Here is a 17,787-nt window from a genome sequence, read left to right on the forward strand (position 1 = left end):
GGCAGCCGCCGAACGCACAAGTCCTTCTACCCTGCGCCTGTAATTCCACTGCTCCGGCTGCCAATTACCTCAATTACCGGTCGTGCCGGACCAATTCGTATGCCTTCCGCAGATCCCGCCCGACATAGGAGTGGGTGGCCAGTCTCACCAGCCGTTGATCCGCATTGACCGCCACAGAAACGGGGACGACGCCGAACAACTCCAGGTCGGAAAGCGAGTCACCGTACGCGACGCAATCGCTCCGGCCCACCCCGAACTCTTCACAGAGGCGGTTCGCGATCTTCACCTTGGCCGTCGCGTTGAGAATGCCCGTCGGATCGACCGGCTCGGTGAACGGCACGGCCGGGAAACGCGATCCGTGCGCGGCGTGCGCACCCCACCCGGTGAGCCGCTCCACGAAGAACGACGGCGAGAGGGAGACCACCGCGCAGTAGTCCCCGCTCTCCCGGATCTCGGCCCATGTCTCCCGTATGCCGGTGAGCCAGGGCGCCCCGTCGAAGGCCGCCGTCACCTGCGCGTCCGTGAGCTCCGCCCACAAGGCGTGCACCCGCTCCGCGTACTCCGGTGAGTCGATGCGCCCCGCCACGAAGTCCCGCTCGAGCTCTGCGATCTCCGCGTCCAGGCCGAGCTGCCGGGATATCTCCACGGGCGCCGCTGTGCCGTGCAGCAGCGTCCCGTCCAGATCGAAAAGGTGTAGGCGTGCCATGCCGCCGAGGCTAGTACTCGCGGTTACTCCCGCTGTCGGACGCCCCGGCCCCCGCTCCTCGGCACCGTGTTTCACGTGAAACACGACCGCACGGCCCGGCGCAAGGTGGGCAGAACCAACGTGCTTCTGCCCACAAACGGGTGGACGCCGAGGATGTACGTCAGACAGCCTGGCCCGCGTGTCGACACCTTCCCTCTCCGCACTGCCCATCCGCCGGCTGACGCCCCGCGATCTGCTGGCCTGCGCCGACCTCTCCGAAAACCGGGGCTGGCCGCGTGAAGAACACAAGTGGGGTCTGCTGCTGTCGGCCGGAACGGGCTACGGCATCGACGAGCCCGACGGCAACGGCCTGATCGCCGCCTATGTAGTGACCCGGTACGGCGCTCAGGAGCGCCCCGATCTGGCCGCGATCGGCATGGTCCTCGTCGCCGAGCAGTACGCGCGGCAGGGCATCGGCCGTCGGCTGATGGAGTACGCCGTCGAGGCGGCGGGCACCACCCCGCTGACTCTCCACGCGACACCGTTCGGCCGCCCTCTCTACGAACAGCTCGGCTTCAAGGTGATCGGCCGGGTCGAGATGGTCAGGGGTCACCTGACCCCTGCCGGACCGCTGCCCGACATCGCCACCCGGCCGGCCACCGCGGAGGACCTGACCACCGTCCTCCGGCTCGACACCGAGGTCTTCGGTCACGACCGGATGCATGTGATCACCCGGCTCCCCGCCTTCACGGACCAGTTCCGGGTCGCGGTGGCTGACGGTGAGATCGTCGGTTACGCGGGTGCTTGGCCCAACATGGAGACCCATGTCGTGGGCCCGCTCGTCGCCCGGGACACCGAGACCGCGAAGGCGCTCGTCGCCTCGCTCGCCGCGCACACCGACCGTCCGCTGCGCACCGACATCGACGTACGGCACGAAGAGTTGCTGACGTGGGTGAAGGAGAGCGGCCTGGAGCACGTCGCCGACAACACCGTCATGACGTACGGGACGCCGGAGCTGCCTGGCGACTGGACCCGCCGCTTCGCGCCGCTGACGGTCGCCGCCGGCTGAGCCGACCGCCGTGACGCAGAGAGGCCCGTCCCCCGGGATCCTGGGGGACGGGCCTCTCTCATACGAGTGCCTTATGCGAGGGCGTCCGCGGCCGCCGCCGCGAAGCCGTGGTCCTGCTCGGGCGCACCGCCGCCGACGCCGACGGCACCGATCAGGCGGCCGTCACGGTGGACCGGCACCCCGCCCGCGATGAAGAGCAGGGGACGGTCGAGGGCGGTGGGCAAGGTGTGGAAGAGGCCGCCGGGCTGCACCGCGTCGACGAGGTCGGCGGTCGGGGCGTTCAGCTGCAAGGCGGTGTAGGCCTTGCGCGTGCTGGTCTCACCGGAGACCAGGACGGCCCGGTCGTCGCGCCGGAAGGCGAGGAGGTGGCCGCCCGCGTCCAGGACGGTGACGCTGACCGTGACACCGGCGGCGTCGGCCGCGCGGCGGGCCGCGGTGACGAGTGCCTCGGCGTCCTCGATGGTCAGTGGGGCGACGGCGGCGGGGGTGGTGGTGCTCACGAGGGGGTTCTCCTTGCGGGGTGGTGCTGAGGTTGAGGGGAGGAACGGGGGGTGGGGGGAAGTTGAGGGGTGGGGGATCCGGGGGAGCCGGGGGAGTCAGTGGTGGACGGGCGTCGGCCGCTCGACGGGCGCAGATGACACACCCACCGCACTCGCACCCGTCACAACGAGGCCCGGACGACCTCCGGAGCGACGCTCCAGCGCGGCCGAGACGAGCGCCAGGACGAGGGCGGAGGCGGCGAGCACCGCACCGACCCAGTTCGGGGCGGTGTAGCCGAGGCCGGCCGAGATGACGAGCCCGCCGAGCCACGCCGACAGCGCGTTGCCCAGGTTGAAGGCGCCGATGTTGACCGCGGAGGCGAGCGTCGGGGCGCCCGAGGCGTAGTCCAGGACACGCTTCTGCAGGGGCGGCACAGTCGCGAAGCCCAGGGCTCCGATCAGCAGGACGGTCACGGCGGCCGAGACCTTGTTGTGCGCGGTGAGGGTGAACAGACCGAGCACCAGGGCGAGGGAGCCCAGCGTCACGTACAGCATCGGCATCAGCGCACGGTCCGCGAGCCGTCCGGCGACGAGGTTTCCGCCGACCATGCCGAGCCCGAAGAGGACGAGCAGCCAGGTGACGGAGGAGTCCGCGTAACCGGCGACGTCCGTCATCATCGGCGTGATGTAGGTGATGGCCGCGAAGACGCCGCCGAAGCCGAGGACGGTCATCGCCATGGCGAGCAGCACTTGTACGTTGCGAAAGGCACCGATCTCGTCACGCAGCCGCACGCCTTCGGGCTTGGGCAGATCCGGTACGAGCTTGGCGACTCCGAGGAGGCCGAGGACGCCCAGGGCAGCGACGAGCACGAAGGTGATCCGCCAGCCGATGGCCTGGCCGACGAGCGTGCCGAGCGGGACACCGACCACGTTGGCCACGGTGAGGCCCGAGAACATCATGGCGATCGCCCCGGCCTTCTTCTCGGGAGCGACCAGTTCGGCCGCGACGACCGAGCCGATGCCGAAGAAGGCGCCGTGGGCGAGGGAGGCGACGACGCGGCCGGCCAGCATCACGCCGAAGACCGGGGCCACGGCGGAGAGCAGGTTGCCGACGACGAAGAGGCCCATCAGAAGCATCAGCATCCGCTTGCGTGGGATCCGGGTGCCGAGGGCGGTCATCAGCGGAGCGCCGAGCACGACGCCAAGGGCATAACCCGTCACGAGGAAACCGGCAGTCGGGATGGAGACACCGAAGTCGCCCGCGACCTCGGGAAGCAGCCCCATGATCACGAACTCGGTGGTCCCGATCCCGAAGGCTCCGATCGCGAGAGCCAGAAGCGCGAGAGGCATGGATCTACCTTCCAAACGATTGCAGGTGCGCTTAACGTGCGCCAACAATAATTGCATGCGCGGGATACTTGCAAGCGCTGGATATTGCAGCGGTGGATTACTCTGGGTGTCAGCCCACTCCGGGACGGAGGAACAAGAGCCATGACAGCGACAGACCCCGCACTCACCGCGCTCGCCCAAAGCTGGTGCGCCCTCTCCCTGCTCCACGGGAAGATCGAGGCACGCGTCGAGCGCGCTCTCCAGGCCAAGCACGGCCTGAGCGTGCGGGAGTACGGACTCCTCGACGTCCTCAACCGCCAGCACGACGGCGAGGGCGGCCACCTGCAGATGAAGCAGGTGGCCGACGCCGTGGTGCTGAGCCAGAGCGCGACCACCCGCCTGGTGACCCGGCTCGAGGAGCGTGGCCTCCTGTCCCGCTACCTGTGCCCCACCGACCGCCGCGGCATCTACACGGACGTCAGCGAGACCGGCGCCGCGCTGCTCGCCGAGGCACGCCCCACCAACGACGCGGCCCTGCGCGAGGCGCTCGACGAAGCCGCGCAGAACCCGGAGCTTGCCCCGCTGGTCAGGGCCGTCGAAACGCTGCGCGTGCCCGCGTAGCTCCCTTCGATGGCCGGCCGGGGGAGGTCATGGAAGGTACGCCCGGGAGACCGCGGGCGGCCCACATAGGCTGCCGCCATGGGAGAACTCGAAATCCGCCCTGCCATAGCCGCAGATCTGTCCGCCATCGTGGGCATGCTCGCCGATGACCCCCTGGGCGCCGCGCGCGAGTCGCCGGACGACCTCACTCCGTACGTCACCGCGTTCGAGCGACTGACCGACGACCCGAACCAGCACCTGGTCGTCGCCGAGCGCGAGGGTCGCGTCGTCGGCACGCTCCAGCTCACGATCATCCCGGGGCTCTCCCGGAAGGGCGCCACGCGGTCGGTCATCGAGGGCGTACGTGTCCACGCCGACGAGCGCGGCAGCGGGCTCGGCACACGCTTCATCGAATGGGCCGTCGAGGAATCCCGCCGCCAGAACTGCCAGTTGGTGCAGCTGACCTCCGACGCCACCCGCGTCGACGCCCACCGCTTCTATGAGCGGCTCGGGTTCTCGGCGTCCCACGTGGGCTTCAAAATGCAGCTCTGAAGGACACAGCGAGGCGGCTTGTTTCACGTGAAACAAGCCGCCTCGTCCTGCTGTGCCACCCTTTTAAGGCCTCTTAGGGACCCAGTTGAGCTCCGGGGGCCACCAGGAATTCGTCTACGGGAAGCCGCGCCACCCCTGCGGATCCACCCCGCCAGGGACCGGCGCCCCCTCGTCGTACGGCGTGCGGGTGAAGACGAATGACCCCAGGTCGAGGTGGCTCACCGAACCGTCCACCCGCCGTACCGCCCGCAGCAGCTCCCCCGCGTAGTAGCCGTTGAGCCCCGTCCAGGTGCCGTCCCCGTTGGACCGGAACCGGGCCTGCCGCCCCGCCCCGGAGAGCGGGCCCACCTCGACCCCGCCGTCGGCCGTCAGCCGGAGCGCGAGCACCTGAGTCCCCCAGTACCAGGGGCCCGTCAACTCCAGTGCCCTCTCGTCGACTTCGGTGAGCGGCCGCCACGGCTCCGGGATGCGGGGCTCGGCGTCAGCCACGATCTTCACCAGATCCACGGCGAGCGCCGCCACCTGCGGCCCCGACGTGCAGTTGGCGAGGGCGACCGTGGCCAGCCCGTCCGCCTCGCTCACCCACAGAGCGGCCACGAAGCCCGGCAGCGACCCACCGTGTCCGGCCAGGCTGCCCTTCTCCCACCGCAGCAGGTCCAGGCCCAGGCCGTACGCCCTGTCCCATTCCCCCGCCTGCAACGGCGCCGACGGCGTCCGCATCTCCCGTACGGACTCCCCACACAGGACCCGGTCATCGCCCTTCAGCAAGAAGGTCCCGAAGCGCGCCAGGTCCGCCGCGGTGGACCACAACTGCCCTGCCGGAGCCATCAGCCCCAGATCCTCGACGGGCTCGGGCATCATCACGTCCGCCCAGGGATGCACGGCAAAGCCACCCGCGTGCGGTGCCTGAGGCTGTGCGCTCGTACGGCTCAGGCCCAGCGGATCAAGCACCTCACCGCGCAGCACCTCCTCCCACGGAGCGCCCCGCAACGCCTCCACCAGCGAACCGAGCAACGTATAGCCGGGGTTGGAGTAGTGGAAGCGACGGCCCGAGGGGTGCTTGAACGGATCCTGGCCCAGTACGTCGGCGAGCTCGGGACGCGTCGAGCCAGGTGTGCGCTCCCACCACGCTCCTGGTGTCTCCGCGGCCAATCCGCCCGTGTGGGAGAGGAGTTCAGCGATGGTGACCTCTCCCGCTCCGGTCCCCGGAAGATGCTTCTCCAGCGGGTCGCCCAAATCCAGCACGCCCTCGTCCCGCAGCCGCATGACCAGCACGGCGGTGAAGGTCTTGGTGATCGAACCGATGCGGTACTGGACGTTCTCGTCCGGCGCGTGCCCGTCCACCATGCTGCGGCCGCCGCTCCACACCAGCTCGCCGTCCCGGGCCACCGCGGCGACCAGCGACGGGGTCCGGCCCTCCGTCTGCGCGGTGGCGATGCGGTGCAGCAGGGATCGGCGGGTGGACGGGAGGAGCTCTTCATGAGGTGTTGTCATGGGACCAGTTGACCTGGGAGGCGCCGCTGAGTCGAGCGAATTCGTACCCGTATCCGTACCCGCATCCCGGCAGGTCAGGTCAGGTCTCCCAGGGCATCGAGCCCGCGACCCGCCGCGTGGCGACGTTGATCCGGTCGAACATGTTGGTCACCCCGACGGCGAGGACGATCGCGGCCAGCTCCTGCTCGGTGAAGTGCTTCGCCGCCTCGTCCCAGACCGCCGCCGGCACCGGATCGGGCCGGTCGGCGAGCCGCGTGACCGCCTCCGCGAGGGCGAGGGCGGAACGTTCCGCGTCGGTGAAGCAGGTCGTGTGCCGCCAGGCAGCCACCGCTGAACGCTGCTTGTCCGTGACGCCCGCCGCTCCGGCACTGCGCGCACTCCCGTCCACACAGACACTGGATCCGTTGATCTGGCTCACGCGCAGCTGCACCAGCTCGATCGTCGCCTGGGGCAGGCCTTGCTTCCTGACGATCTTGGACAGGACCAGCAAGGGCTTCATGGCCTCAGGGATGACCACGGCGGGGTTCTGCATACGAGCCTGCATTGAGTGTTCTCCTCAAGCGTCTGCCCGGCGCCGCTGTCTGCCGAGGCGGCGTCGTGGTGGTCCGTCACTGCACCGACGAATCGCGACGCGGGAGTGTGAGCGGCGTCGGCGACCAGAGCCCGGCCGCCGTTCCGTCACGCAGGTGCCGCTCGTAGGTGACGACCTTGCCGTGAATGACCTCCAGGCAGGCGCTGAGGTCGTCGATCTTCGCGCGTACGGCGCGTTCGTGCGCTTGGAGCAGCGCCAGGCGGTCCGGCTCGTTGCCGGGCCCGGAGCGCACGAGCGCCGCGAACTTCTGGATCGTGGCGATCGGCATGCCCGAGTCCCGCAGCCGGCCGCACAGCAGAAGCCAGTCCACATCTGCCTGTTCGTAGACCCGCTGTCCCCCGCCGGTGCGTGGGATCTCCCGCAGGAAGAGCCCTTCCCGCTCGAAGAACCGCAGCGCGTGCACGCTCAGACCGGTCACATCGGCGACCTTCCCTATGGACAGTCCACGCGCCTTGCCGTCGGGCAGACCGCCCGCATCCTCACTCATGCCGCGACCGTACAGATCCCTTGACCTAGCGCGCGGTCTAGCTCCTAGCGTCCAGGCATGATCACCGAACAGCAGAAGCTCGGCACCGGATTCGGTGCCCGCAGCACGGCCGACGACGTGCTCGCCGACGTGGACCTGACCGGCACCACGGCCCTGGTCACCGGCGGCTACTCCGGTCTCGGGCTCGCGACCACCCGGGCCCTCGTACGCGCGGGAGCGCACGTCATCGTCCCCGCCCGCCGCCCCGACACCGCAGAGAACGCCCTGCTCGGCCTCCCCAGGACCGAGGTGCACGCCCTCGACCTCGCTGATCCGGACAGCATCCGCGTGTTCTGCGACCGCTTCCTGGAGACCGGCCGCTCCCTCGGCGTCCTCATCAACGGCGCGGGCGTGATGGCCTGCCCGGAGACACGCGTCGGCCCGGGCTGGGAAGCTCACTTCGCCGTCAACCACCTCGGGCACTTCGCGCTGGTCCAGCGCCTGTACCCGGCGTTCGCGCCGGACGGGGCGCGTGTCGTGGCCGTCGCCTCCTCCGGACACTTCCTGTCCGACATCCGCTGGGCCGACCTTCACTTCCGCACCGGCTACGACCGGTGGCTGGCCTACGCCCAGTCCAAGACCGCCAACGCCCTCTTCGCCCTGCACCTCGACCGCCTCGGCGCCGACCACGGCCTGAGCGCCCTCGCCGTGCACCCCGGCAGCATCCTGACCCCGCTGCAGCGCCACATCCCCCGCGAGGAGTGGCTCGCGCAGGGCTGGGTGACCCCGGACGGCACGCCGGCCGAAGGCTTCAAGACGCCTGAGCAGGGAGCGGCGACGGCACTCTGGGCGGCGACCTCTCCCCTGTTGGACGGTCGCGGAGGGGCGTACTGCCAGGACTGCGACATCGCCGGGCCGGCCACCACCGACGACATGCTGATCGGCGGCGTCAAGCCCTGGGCCGTCGACCCCGCCTCGGCGTCCCGGCTCTGGGACCTCTCCTGCGAGCTCACCGGGCTCAGCGCCTTCTGACGCCGGGCCAGGCGCGGTCGTCCACCGTCAGGAAGGGTTCGCCCACCACGGCCGTCGGCGTCGAGCCGGTGAACTCCCTGACGTCCCGGTGCAGATGGGACTGGTCGAAATAGCCGCCGTCCGCCGCGACGCGGGCCGCACCTTCGCCCCCGACCATGCGGTGCACCGCGTGGTCGAAGCGGATCAGCTTCGCGGCGCGTTTCGGCGGCATGCCGATGGACGAGTGGAAGCGGGACCACAGCCGCTTGCGGCTCCATCCGAGTTCGTCCGCCAGGTGGTCGACCCGGGCGAGGCCCCGGGTGCCCACGATCCGGTTCCAGGCCCAGGCCAGCGCCGGGTCCACCGGCGACCGTGTCTCGTACCGGCGGGCGAGCAGAGCGTCCACATACGCGAAACGGTCGCTCCACGAGGGCATTTCGCCCAGTCGCTCACGGATCCGTGCCGCCTCCCGGCCCCACAGGTCCTCAAGGGAAACCGACGTACCGGCCAGGTCCGCCGGACAGACACCCAGAGCGGCGCCCGCGACCACGGGCGACAGGCGCACCTGCACGCACTCGATGCTCTGCCCCCACGCCCGGACCCCGCCTCCCGATCCGAAACCGGGTCCGGCAACGAGACTGCCCCGGTGCCGCCGCCCCGTGCCGTCGTCCACGGTGGGCGTGCTCGGCCCGAACTCCAGGATCATCATCACGGCCGGATGCGGAACCACCCGCAGGTCACCGGCGAGCGGGCCAGGAACCCGGAATCCGGCCATATCGACACCGGCCACCGTGCTGGGCCGCTGCGGACGTGCGACGTCCCACGCAGCGGAATCGTCACGTCCAGGCGTGGTCAACCCCATCCTCGGATGCTACGCGCGCCGAGCAGGGAACATTTGTCCAATCCGTGGACGGGATACGGGAGCAACGGTGGGCGCATGACTCATCCCGACACGAACCCGCATGTCAACGCCGACGCCACCGAGGCTGCGACCCTCCATCTGGAGCACGGCGACCTCTACGTCTGTCAGGACGGCCCCCACGACGCCCCCGCACTCCTGCTCGTCCACGGATCGGCGGCCTCCAGCCGCTCATGGGACGCGCTGGTTCCGCTGCTGGCCACGACGCATCACGTCATCCGGATCGACCTGCCCGGGCACGGCCGCTCGGCGGAACCGGTCGGTCGCGGCTATCGAACCGACGAGCAGGCAGGCACACTCGGCACGGCGCTGGACCGGCTCCACGTCCAAGGCGTCACGGCCGTCGGCCACTCCAGCGGCGGTTATGCCGTCACCGCGCTCGCCGAGCAACGACCCGACCTGGTGGCCGCGCTCGTCCTCATCAACACCGGTCCCGGCATGAACGCCTTCATCGCACCGGAGCCCCTCGCGATCGACCCCGCACAGTGGCCGCCGTCCGACGAGCAGATCCGCCGGTTCGCGAGCGCGGCGTTCCGCGAGGGTTACCGGGTCCCGCAAGAACTCGTCGACGAGCTGCGCGGCATGACCTACGGAGCGATCACCTCGGCGATGCGGGAGGCCATCGCCTACCTGAACCAGCAGGCACTCCCGTACCGCCTGACCGCCCTCGGCAAGCCCCTACAGGTGATCTTCGGCGACCAGGACCGCAGGTGGCGGCCCTCGTCCGCCGCCGACTACCGCGTGGTCCCTGGCGCGGAAGTCGTGTTGCTGCCCGGTGCCGGGCACACGCCGATCCTGGAGGAACCGCTGAAGACCGCTGAACTTCTGCTGGCCTTCGCCGATGTAGGTTCTCACTTTCGATGTCATGCGCCGACGCTATGACCTGGACGTTCCCCTCCAGTCTCACGACGTGTCGGCAGGCGGCTGTCTCAGATCGGTGTCATTTCCTCAGACTGCCGGCTGCGCCGGACCTCATGAACCTGCATCGGCGGCCGTCCGTTCTATCCACTCCCGCACCGTCACTGCTTGCTCGATGCGGTTGACGATGTCCTTCTTGGACGCCGTGTCCAAGGTCTCCGGGATCTTGTCGAAGGTGTCGGGCAGGACGTCGAGGAGACCCCAGATCTGTTCGCCGGTGCTGACGGTCAGCAGTTGCTGGCACCTCCACTGCAGCGGCACCTCGAGACGGTGCGTGAGCCGCTGCACGAGCGTCGGGAACAGGTAGTGCGTCGCCTCTGCGGCGAGGTGCTCTCGTAGCCAGTCGCCCGGGAGCCGTTGACTGAAGCCATGCATGGCGGCCTCCTGGGCCAGGTCCAGGAGCTGAGCGGTGTCGACGGCTCGGACGGTGCGGGGAAGGGTCAGGGTCATGCCGCGATGATGCCAAGAAGCCTCCGCGGGGCCGAGCGGTCAGCTGGGCCGGGATGCGATCTGCCGACGGGCAGACCCCCAGACTTCCTCGAACTCCTCGAAGGTGAGTTGTTCGGGGTCGTGGCCTTCCCATTCCGAGACGGGCAGCTCGGCTGTGATCCCGAACCTGCTGTCGTACTCGTCGAGGCGGCCTGCGTCGCGGGCCCCCTGCCACTCGGCGAGGGAGGCAGCTGTGATCGGGATCAGCTCAGGCCCTTCGAGTTCGACCTGCCGGATCACCCAGCCGTCGGCGTCGACCTCGAAGTAGAACCAGGTGTCTTCCTCGTCCCAGTAGCAGCGCATCCATGTGGTCACCAGGCCATGGTGCCGGGCCAGATACGCCGCGCTACTCCGCCTTGTCTCACGGTTGAGCAATGAATCCTGCGGATCGGTCGAGCTGGAAAGGAGAACCGCCCCCGGTCGGATCCCAGCCTTGATCCCGTGCCTCGCGAATGCTGGCAGCAACGTGAGCTGGACGAATGGGCTCCGTCTCGACGCCCACCCAGTTACTGGGATGGGCCTGGCCGCTGGTGACGATCAAGGTCGTGCCCGGCTGGCCACCGCTGGCCGCTTCGACCGCGTAGGTCATGGGTGTCCAGCAGAGTCCTTGCATGTAGGAGGGCTTCCTGCGGATCCGCCAGCGGTACTCGATCCCGTCAACAGCTATGCGCCGGGAACCCTTTTTGTTCAGCGCCATCTTCACCTCCTCCGCTGTTGGACTCTAGCGCCGTGCAATAGGTCCGTCTCAGCCGCCCAGAACAACCAGAACGGCTGCGAGGCGTACCCCACGACCTGCGGATCGAAGTCCGTCAGGATCGCGTGGTCGCGCTCCAGCCACGACTCGAACCCGACACGGCGTCCCATCGTCGCCGACCAGTACAGCCACGGGAAATGCCGCTGCCCCCGGTACGTCGGAAAGTCCCGGACCGGCGCAACGTCCTCGAAGGCCACATCCGCCGCGTACCCCAACGGCTTCCGCACCTCGTCACCATGCTCCAGCCAGGCCAGATCGAAATCCGAGACCTCTGGCGGAGCCCCACCCCGCAGGACCTGTACTCCACCCATGCATCGACCATCTCGGATGCCGTGAGACAAGCCACACGCAACGAGACGGGCTTCATCCCTGTGAGTGACCCTGCCCTCGACAACAGCCACTGGCCGTGAGATTGGAAGCCGCACCGTCCAGATCAGTGTGATTCATCCACGCTCAGCGAGACGGGACATCAAAGCCTGGCCGGTCTCATGGCGATGTCGTATCCGACATCCATCCGACATCGACCGTGAGATTCCGACACGGAACATGAGGCCCTACAGCCGAGAAGATCAGGTCTGCGCCATGTCCACGAAGCGCGAGTAGTGACCCTGGAACGCGACCGTGATCGTCGCCGTCGGGCCGTTACGGTGCTTGCCGACGATGATGTCCGCCTCGCCCGCGCGAGGCGACTCCTTCTCGTACGCGTCTTCGCGGTGCAGCAGGATCACCATGTCCGCGTCCTGCTCGATCGAACCGGATTCACGCAGGTCGGAGACCATGGGCTTCTTGTCCGTGCGCTGCTCGGGGCCACGGTTCAGCTGCGAGAGGGCGATCACCGGCAGCTCAAGCTCCTTGGCCAGCAGCTTCAGGTTTCGCGACATGTCCGAGACTTCCTGCTGACGGCTCTCGGACCGCTTGGAACCGCCCGACTGCATCAGCTGCAGGTAGTCGATGACGACGAGCTTCAGGTCGTTCCGCTGCTTGAGGCGGCGGCACTTGGCGCGGATCTCCATCATCGACAGGTTCGGGGAGTCGTCGATGTAGAGCGGGGCGGCCGAGACGTCCGGCATGCGCCGGGCGAGACGGGTCCAGTCCTCGTCGGTCATGGTGCCGGAGCGCATGTGGTGCAGCGCCACCCGCGCCTCGGCGGACAGCAGACGCATCGCGATCTCGTTGCGCCCCATTTCGAGCGAGAAGATCACGCTCGGCATGTTGTGCTTGATCGAACAGGCTCGCGCGAAGTCCAGGGCCAGCGTCGACTTACCCATGGCGGGACGGGCCGCGATGATGATCATCTGGCCCGGGTGCAGACCGTTGGTGAGCTGGTCGAGGTCGGTGAAGCCGGTCGGGACACCGGTCATCTCCCCCGACCGCGAGCCGATCGCCTCGATCTCGTCGAGGGCGCCCTCCATGATGTCGCCGAGCGGCAGATAGTCCTCGGTCGTGCGCTGCTCGGTGACCGCGTAGATCTCCGCCTGGGCGCTGTTGACGATCTCGTCGACGTCGCCGTCGGCCGCGTATCCCATCTGGGTGATCTTCGTGCCGGCCTCGACGAGGCGGCGCAGCACCGCGCGCTCGTGGACGATCTCCGCGTAGTACTCGGCGTTCGCCGCGGTCGGAACCGTCTGGACCAGCGTGTGCAGATACGATGCGCCGCCGACCTTGGTGATCTCACCGCGCTTGGTGAGCTCGGCCGCCACGGTGATGGGGTCGGCCGGCTCGCCCTTCGCGTAGAGGTCGAGGATCGAGGCGTAGATCGTCTCGTGCGCGGGGCGGTAGAAGTCGTGGCCCTTGAGGACCTCGACGACATCGGCGATGGCGTCCTTGGAGAGCAGCATGCCGCCGAGCACGGACTGCTCCGCGTCGAGATCCTGCGGCGGAACGCGCTCGAACGACGACCCTCCGCCGTCCCAGCCACTCTCCCTGCCTCGGTCGTGCTGGTCGTCGCGGCCCCGTCCACCGTCGCGGCGCTGACGGGATACGGGCAGACGGTCACTGGGACCGCTGTCGGCCCAGGGGTCGTCCAAAGGCTCGGAGATACTCACCGGGCCACCTCCTCCCGTCCGCCGAGCGGACCTCGCCGTGCCCCTCTTTCCTACGGCACGACACTGACAAATAAGGGGGCCCAACTCCGGTTCTGACGCGTCGGTTTTCCGGGGTTTCCGAGGTCGTACGACGAGGCGGGCGCCGGTCCACGGTAGGCCTGTGGGCACCGTCAGCCAATCTGGTTATCCACAGGCGGTGTGGATAGCGGACCCTATGCTGTGGAGAACTCCGCCAAACCTGTGCACGGGCCGGTGGACAGGCCTGTGAACAAGCCCTCAGCGACGTTCGCACAGCGCCTCTGACCTGCACCTTTCCCATCCACCGGCTGTGCAGAAGAAAAACTTTCCCAGTCGGACCAAGATCATTGGAAACGGCATGTGACAGCGGACCGAAGGACGACCTAGGTAAGGGTCGTAATTGCGTTGCATCTCTTACCTGTGGAAGATTACATTGGTGTCCATGACACAGGCTCCCGTGGCACCCAAGGCCACCCGGCGGCGGCACGACCGAGAGATCATCGCGCTCGCTGTTCCCGCCTTCGGCGCACTCGTCGCCGAGCCCCTCTTCGTACTGGCCGACAGCGCCATCGTGGGGCACCTCGGCACGGCGCAACTGGCCGGTCTCGGCGTCGCCTCGGCGCTCCTGACCACCGCGGTCAGCGTCTTCGTCTTCCTCGCGTACGCCACCACTGCCGCCGTCGCCCGCAGGATGGGCGCGGGAGATCTCCCGTCCGCCATCCGCCAGGGCATGGACGGCATCTGGCTCGCACTGCTCCTCGGTGCCGCCGTCATCGCCGTCGTCCTGCCCACCGCTCCCGCTCTCGTGGAGCTCTTCGGCGCATCGGACACCGCGGCCCCGTACGCCGTCACGTATCTGCGGATCTCCTCACTCGGCATCCCCGCCATGCTCGTCGTACTCGCCGCCACCGGTGTTCTGCGCGGCCTGCAGGACACCAGGACCCCGCTGTACGTCGCGATCGGCGGGTTCGTGGCCAACGGCGCCCTCAACGTCGGCCTGGTCTACGGCGCGGACCTCGGCATCGCCGGCTCCGCCTGGGGCACCGTCATCGCCCAGTGCGGCATGGCCGCCGTGTACCTCTACGTCGTCGTCCGCGGTGCGCGGCGGCACGGTGCCTCGCTGCGTCCTGACGCAGCCGGGATCCGGGCCTGTGCACAAGCCGGGGCGCCCCTCCTGGTCCGCACGCTCTCGCTGCGGGCCATCCTGATGATCGCGACCGGCGTGGCCGCCCGTCTCGGCGACTCCGACGTGGCTGCCCACCAGATCATTCTGTCCCTGTGGAGTTTGATGGCCTTCGCGCTCGACGCCATCGCCATCGCCGGGCAGGCGATCATCGGGCGCTATCTGGGCGCCGACGACCCGGAAGGCGCACGCGCCGTCTGCCGCCGGATGGTGGAGTGGGGCATCGCCTCGGGATGCGTCCTCGGCCTGCTGATCGTGCTCGCCCGGCCGTTGTTCATCCCGCTCTTCACGGGCGACGCGGCCGTGCAGGATGCGGCACTGCCCGCCCTCGTGGTGGTGGCCCTCGCCCAGCCGGTGTGCGGCATCGTCTTCGTCCTGGACGGAGTCCTGATGGGCGCCGGCGACGGGCCGTATCTCGCCTGGGCGATGATCGCCACGCTTGCCGTCTTCACGCCGGTCGCCCTGCTCGTGCCGGCCTTCGGCGGAGGCCTGACCGCGCTGTGGGGGGCGATGACGCTGATGATGGCGGTCCGGATGCTGACCTTGTGGCTGCGTTCCCGCTCCGGACGCTGGATCGTCACGGGTGCCACGCGCTGAGCGTCTGCGGGCTGTTTCACGGGGGGTGCTGTTTCACGTGAAACAGCACCCCCCCCGTGAAACACGTTGGGCCGCACCCCGCGAGGGGTGCGGCCCAACGTTTGCTTCAGCTCTGCCAAGCGCAGTGCTTAGGCGGAGACGACCTCGACGTTGACCTTCGCGGCAACCTCGGGGTGCAGACGCACGGACGTCGTGTGGGCGCCCAGGGTCTTGATCGGCGAACCGAGCTCGACACGGCGCTTGTCGACCTTCGGGCCACCGGCAGCCTCGATCGCCGAAGCGATGTCAGCCGGGGTGACGGAACCGAAGAGACGACCGGCGTCGCCGGAGCGGACGGCCAGACGGACCTTGACGCCCTCGAGCTGGGCCTTGATCTCGTTGGCCTGCTCGATGGTCGCGATCTCGTGGATCTTGCGCGCACGACGGATCTGCGCGACGTCCTTCTCGCCACCCTTGGTCCAGCGGATCGCAAAGTTCCGCGGGATCAGGTAGTTGCGGGCGTAGCCGTCCTTGACGTCTACGACCTCGCCGGCGGCGCCGAGGCCGGAGACCTCGTGGGTGAGGATGATCTTCATTTTTCGGTCACCCTTCCCTTATCGCGCGGTGGACGTGTAGGGCAGCAGCGCCATCTCACGGCTGTTCTTCACGGCCGTGGCGACGTCACGCTGGTGCTGCGTGCAGTTGCCGGTCACGCGGCGGGCACGGATCTTGCCGCGGTCGGAAATGAACTTCCGCAGCATGTTCGTGTCCTTGTAGTCCACGTACGTGACCTTGTCCTTGCAGAAAGCGCAGACCTTCTTCTTCGGCTTGCGCACAGGCGGCTTCGCCATGGTGTATCTCCTGTGTGATCAAGAAGTGGGGTTACGGCCCACCCTCGGCCCGAGGGCCTGAAAGCCCTGAGGCTTAGAAGGGGGGCTCGTCCGAGTAGCCGCCACCGGAGCCGCCGGAGCTTCCGCCCCAGCCGCCACCGCCGCCGCCCTGCTGCTGGCCGCCGCCGGCCGGAGCACCGGTCGCCCAGGGGTCGTCGGCGGCGGGAGCACCGCCGCCACCCTGCGGCTGGCCGCCGCCGGGGTTACCGCCCCAGCTGCCGCCACCCTGCTGACCGCCGCCACCGCCGCCGTAACCGCCCTGGCCACCTCGGCCAGTGGTCTTGGTGACCTTGGCCGTGGCGTTCTTCAGGCTGGCGCCGACTTCCTCGACGTCCAGCTCGTAGACCGTGCGCTTGATGCCCTCACGGTCCTCGTAGGACCGCTGCTTCAGCCGGCCCTGCACGACGACGCGCATGCCTCGCTGAAGCGACTCCGCGACGTTCTCCGCCGCCTGACGCCAGACCGAGCAGGTCAGAAAGAGGCTCTCGCCGTCCTTCCACTCGTTCGTCTGGCGGTCGAAGGTGCGGGGGGTGGACGCGACACGGAACTTCGCGACCGCCGCACCGGAGGGGGTGAAGCGCAGCTCGGGGTCGTCGACAAGATTGCCGACGACCGTGATGACGGTCTCGCCTGCCATGGGGGAACCTCTCGGCGGGTTTGCTGCTGGCTGCTTGTTGCTGCTACTCGATTCCCGGGTGCTACTGAGCTAGGAAGCTTCAGTGCATCTCGGGACGGAGGACCTTGGTCCGGAGGACCGACTCGTTCAGGTTCATCTGTCGGTCGAGCTCCTTGACGACCGCAGGCTCGGCCTGCAGGTCGATGACCGAGTAGATGCCCTCGGGCTTCTTCTTGATCTCGTAGGACAGACGACGACGGCCCCAGGTGTCGACCTTCTCGACCTTTCCGTTGCCCTCACGGACGACGGAGAGGAAGTTCTCGATCAGCGGGGAGACAGCGCGCTCCTCGAGATCGGGGTCGAGGATGACCATCACTTCGTAGTGACGCATGTGGAACCCACCTCCTTTGGACTCAGCGGCCACGGTCGTTCCGTGGCAGGAGGGTCGTGATGCGTACGCAACGGTATCCGCAGCCACTGACAATCGACTCCCGCGAGCGGGAGCTCATGCTGTGGCCAGGGCAGACACTGGTGCAGACGGTACAGACTACCCGCACCGAGGCTTCCGGTTGAAATCCGGCGGCGGACGGGCAGAATCTGTACACATCGGGTGTCTATGGCGCTACGATGCGCCGCCTTACGCAGGAGGTGCCTCACATGGCACAAGCAATGCGACCGCACACCGCCACTTCCCTCTTCGCCACGGACGGCAAGGCCCATCCGTTCCAGGACACGCTGGTCGGCGTGACGCTGGTGCTGGGGGTGATCGCCTTCGTGACGGCGATGTTCCACAACCTCCATCTGATCAGCTCGTGGGCAGGCCTGGCCGGGATCGCCACCGGTGCGTACGGCCAGTTCATCTCGGTGACCACGCGCGAGCGCTTCGGGTTGATCCTGGGGCTCGGCGCCTCGGCCGTCGGCTTCTTCCTCGGTATGGCGCACGGCGGACTCTTCGGCGGAATCGTCGGCTGACGGCCTTCCGGTGCCCCGGTCGCGGGAACGGCCGGGGCGCTGAGTTCCGTACGCCCAGACGGGGCGCTCGCAGGGCGCAGTAGGCTTCGGCGCGAGAGCCGGAGCCCCTGAACCCATGGGGACACACCAG

23 protein-coding genes are annotated in these 17,787 nt (G+C 68.6%); 7 read left to right on the top strand and 16 right to left on the bottom strand.

Going from position 1 to position 17,787, the window contains the following annotated elements:
• Positions 1 to 73 precede the first annotated feature (73 nt).
• Positions 74 to 706 carry an HAD family hydrolase gene (locus ACFVYL_RS16080; protein ID WP_389716093.1) on the bottom strand — a complete coding sequence of 211 codons (633 nt, stop codon included), beginning with the start codon at positions 704 to 706 and terminating at the stop codon, positions 74 to 76.
• Positions 707 to 884: 178 nt separating this feature from the next.
• Here ACFVYL_RS16080 and ACFVYL_RS16085 point away from each other — a divergent pair, with 178 nt between their 5' ends.
• On the top strand, positions 885 to 1,754 hold the full coding sequence (locus tag ACFVYL_RS16085; RefSeq protein ID WP_389716096.1) for a GNAT family N-acetyltransferase: 870 nt from the start codon (positions 885 to 887) through the stop codon (positions 1,752 to 1,754).
• 71 nt (positions 1,755 to 1,825) lie between these two features.
• Here the strand turns inward: ACFVYL_RS16085 and ACFVYL_RS16090 are convergent, their stop codons facing one another.
• Positions 1,826 to 2,254, bottom strand: coding sequence for a heme-binding protein (locus tag ACFVYL_RS16090; RefSeq protein WP_389716099.1), 429 nt, complete (start codon positions 2,252 to 2,254; stop codon positions 1,826 to 1,828).
• Positions 2,255 to 2,350: 96 nt separating this feature from the next.
• Positions 2,351 to 3,583: an MFS transporter gene (locus ACFVYL_RS16095; protein ID WP_389716101.1), complete on the bottom strand. Its 1,233-nt coding sequence runs from the start codon at positions 3,581 to 3,583 to the stop codon at positions 2,351 to 2,353.
• Positions 3,584 to 3,724: 141 nt separating this feature from the next.
• Between ACFVYL_RS16095 and ACFVYL_RS16100 the strand changes: the two genes are divergently transcribed.
• Complete coding sequence (locus ACFVYL_RS16100; protein ID WP_389716103.1) at positions 3,725 to 4,183, top strand: MarR family winged helix-turn-helix transcriptional regulator; 459 nt, start codon at positions 3,725 to 3,727, stop codon at positions 4,181 to 4,183.
• Positions 4,184 to 4,261: 78 nt separating this feature from the next.
• The gene (locus tag ACFVYL_RS16105; protein ID WP_389716106.1) at positions 4,262 to 4,714 is read left to right on the top strand and encodes a GNAT family N-acetyltransferase; all 453 of its coding nucleotides are present in this window, start codon (positions 4,262 to 4,264) and stop codon (positions 4,712 to 4,714) included.
• A 114-nt stretch (positions 4,715 to 4,828) separates the two neighbouring features.
• On the opposite strand, the gene ACFVYL_RS16110 is transcribed toward ACFVYL_RS16105, so the two are convergent.
• The 3 genes from ACFVYL_RS16110 to ACFVYL_RS16120 all read right to left on the bottom strand — a co-directional run bounded on the left by ACFVYL_RS16110 (position 4,829) and on the right by ACFVYL_RS16120 (position 7,287).
• A complete protein-coding gene (locus tag ACFVYL_RS16110; RefSeq protein ID WP_389716108.1) occupies positions 4,829 to 6,208 on the bottom strand; it encodes a serine hydrolase domain-containing protein in 1,380 nt (459 codons plus the stop codon).
• Between the two features lie 79 nt (positions 6,209 to 6,287).
• The gene (locus ACFVYL_RS16115) at positions 6,288 to 6,752 is read right to left on the bottom strand and encodes a carboxymuconolactone decarboxylase family protein (RefSeq protein WP_389716111.1); all 465 of its coding nucleotides are present in this window, start codon (positions 6,750 to 6,752) and stop codon (positions 6,288 to 6,290) included.
• Between the two features lie 64 nt (positions 6,753 to 6,816).
• Positions 6,817 to 7,287, bottom strand: a complete 471-nt coding sequence (locus ACFVYL_RS16120; protein ID WP_389716114.1) for a MerR family transcriptional regulator — start codon at positions 7,285 to 7,287, stop codon at positions 6,817 to 6,819.
• Between the two features lie 57 nt (positions 7,288 to 7,344).
• Here ACFVYL_RS16120 and ACFVYL_RS16125 point away from each other — a divergent pair, with 57 nt between their 5' ends.
• Positions 7,345 to 8,298, top strand: coding sequence for an SDR family NAD(P)-dependent oxidoreductase (locus tag ACFVYL_RS16125; protein WP_389716117.1), 954 nt, complete (start codon positions 7,345 to 7,347; stop codon positions 8,296 to 8,298).
• On the opposite strand, the gene ACFVYL_RS16130 is transcribed toward ACFVYL_RS16125, so the two are convergent.
• On the bottom strand, positions 8,285 to 9,139 hold the full coding sequence (locus tag ACFVYL_RS16130) for a helix-turn-helix domain-containing protein (protein WP_389716120.1): 855 nt from the start codon (positions 9,137 to 9,139) through the stop codon (positions 8,285 to 8,287). The two genes, ACFVYL_RS16125 and ACFVYL_RS16130, sit on opposite strands and share 14 nt — an antisense overlap.
• Positions 9,140 to 9,214: 75 nt before the next feature.
• On the opposite strand from ACFVYL_RS16130, the gene ACFVYL_RS16135 reads away from it, so the two are divergent.
• The gene (locus ACFVYL_RS16135; protein ID WP_389716122.1) at positions 9,215 to 10,078 is read left to right on the top strand and encodes an alpha/beta fold hydrolase; all 864 of its coding nucleotides are present in this window, start codon (positions 9,215 to 9,217) and stop codon (positions 10,076 to 10,078) included.
• A gap of 90 nt (positions 10,079 to 10,168) precedes the next feature.
• On the opposite strand, the gene ACFVYL_RS16140 is transcribed toward ACFVYL_RS16135, so the two are convergent.
• The 5 genes from ACFVYL_RS16140 to dnaB all read right to left on the bottom strand — a co-directional run bounded on the left by ACFVYL_RS16140 (position 10,169) and on the right by dnaB (position 13,402).
• Complete coding sequence (locus tag ACFVYL_RS16140; protein WP_389716123.1) at positions 10,169 to 10,564, bottom strand: hypothetical protein; 396 nt, start codon at positions 10,562 to 10,564, stop codon at positions 10,169 to 10,171.
• 39 nt (positions 10,565 to 10,603) lie between these two features.
• The gene (locus tag ACFVYL_RS16145; RefSeq protein WP_389716399.1) at positions 10,604 to 10,906 is read right to left on the bottom strand and encodes a hypothetical protein; all 303 of its coding nucleotides are present in this window, start codon (positions 10,904 to 10,906) and stop codon (positions 10,604 to 10,606) included.
• Between the two features lie 58 nt (positions 10,907 to 10,964).
• Positions 10,965 to 11,300 carry a hypothetical protein gene (locus tag ACFVYL_RS16150; protein ID WP_389716126.1) on the bottom strand — a complete coding sequence of 112 codons (336 nt, stop codon included), beginning with the start codon at positions 11,298 to 11,300 and terminating at the stop codon, positions 10,965 to 10,967.
• Between the two features lie 2 nt (positions 11,301 to 11,302).
• Positions 11,303 to 11,668 carry a hypothetical protein gene (locus ACFVYL_RS16155; protein ID WP_389716127.1) on the bottom strand — a complete coding sequence of 122 codons (366 nt, stop codon included), beginning with the start codon at positions 11,666 to 11,668 and terminating at the stop codon, positions 11,303 to 11,305.
• A 258-nt stretch (positions 11,669 to 11,926) separates the two neighbouring features.
• Positions 11,927 to 13,402, bottom strand: a complete 1,476-nt coding sequence (gene dnaB, locus ACFVYL_RS16160; RefSeq protein ID WP_389716129.1) for a replicative DNA helicase — start codon at positions 13,400 to 13,402, stop codon at positions 11,927 to 11,929.
• Between the two features lie 460 nt (positions 13,403 to 13,862).
• Between dnaB and ACFVYL_RS16165 the strand changes: the two genes are divergently transcribed.
• Complete coding sequence (locus tag ACFVYL_RS16165) at positions 13,863 to 15,200, top strand: MATE family efflux transporter (RefSeq protein ID WP_389716132.1); 1,338 nt, start codon at positions 13,863 to 13,865, stop codon at positions 15,198 to 15,200.
• Positions 15,201 to 15,328: 128 nt separating this feature from the next.
• On the opposite strand, the gene rplI is transcribed toward ACFVYL_RS16165, so the two are convergent.
• The 4 genes from rplI to rpsF all read right to left on the bottom strand — a co-directional run bounded on the left by rplI (position 15,329) and on the right by rpsF (position 17,076).
• Positions 15,329 to 15,775, bottom strand: a complete 447-nt coding sequence (rplI, locus tag ACFVYL_RS16170) for a 50S ribosomal protein L9 (protein ID WP_389716134.1) — start codon at positions 15,773 to 15,775, stop codon at positions 15,329 to 15,331.
• Between the two features lie 18 nt (positions 15,776 to 15,793).
• Positions 15,794 to 16,030 (bottom strand): 30S ribosomal protein S18, encoded by a 237-nt coding sequence (gene rpsR, locus ACFVYL_RS16175; RefSeq protein WP_003949403.1) that lies wholly within the window; start codon positions 16,028 to 16,030, stop codon positions 15,794 to 15,796.
• A 73-nt stretch (positions 16,031 to 16,103) separates the two neighbouring features.
• A complete protein-coding gene (locus ACFVYL_RS16180) occupies positions 16,104 to 16,706 on the bottom strand; it encodes a single-stranded DNA-binding protein (RefSeq protein WP_389716137.1) in 603 nt (200 codons plus the stop codon).
• 79 nt (positions 16,707 to 16,785) lie between these two features.
• Entirely contained in the window at positions 16,786 to 17,076 is a 291-nt protein-coding gene (gene rpsF / locus ACFVYL_RS16185) for a 30S ribosomal protein S6 (protein WP_016644628.1), read from the bottom strand.
• A gap of 266 nt (positions 17,077 to 17,342) precedes the next feature.
• Here rpsF and ACFVYL_RS16190 point away from each other — a divergent pair, with 266 nt between their 5' ends.
• Positions 17,343 to 17,657: a hypothetical protein gene (locus ACFVYL_RS16190; RefSeq protein WP_389716140.1), complete on the top strand. Its 315-nt coding sequence runs from the start codon at positions 17,343 to 17,345 to the stop codon at positions 17,655 to 17,657.
• Positions 17,658 to 17,787: the final 130 nt, after the last annotated feature.

Origin of the sequence: Streptomyces sp. NPDC058308 (assembly GCF_042880275.1) — a bacterium.
Taxonomy (GTDB): Bacteria; Actinomycetota; Actinomycetes; order Streptomycetales; family Streptomycetaceae; genus Streptomyces.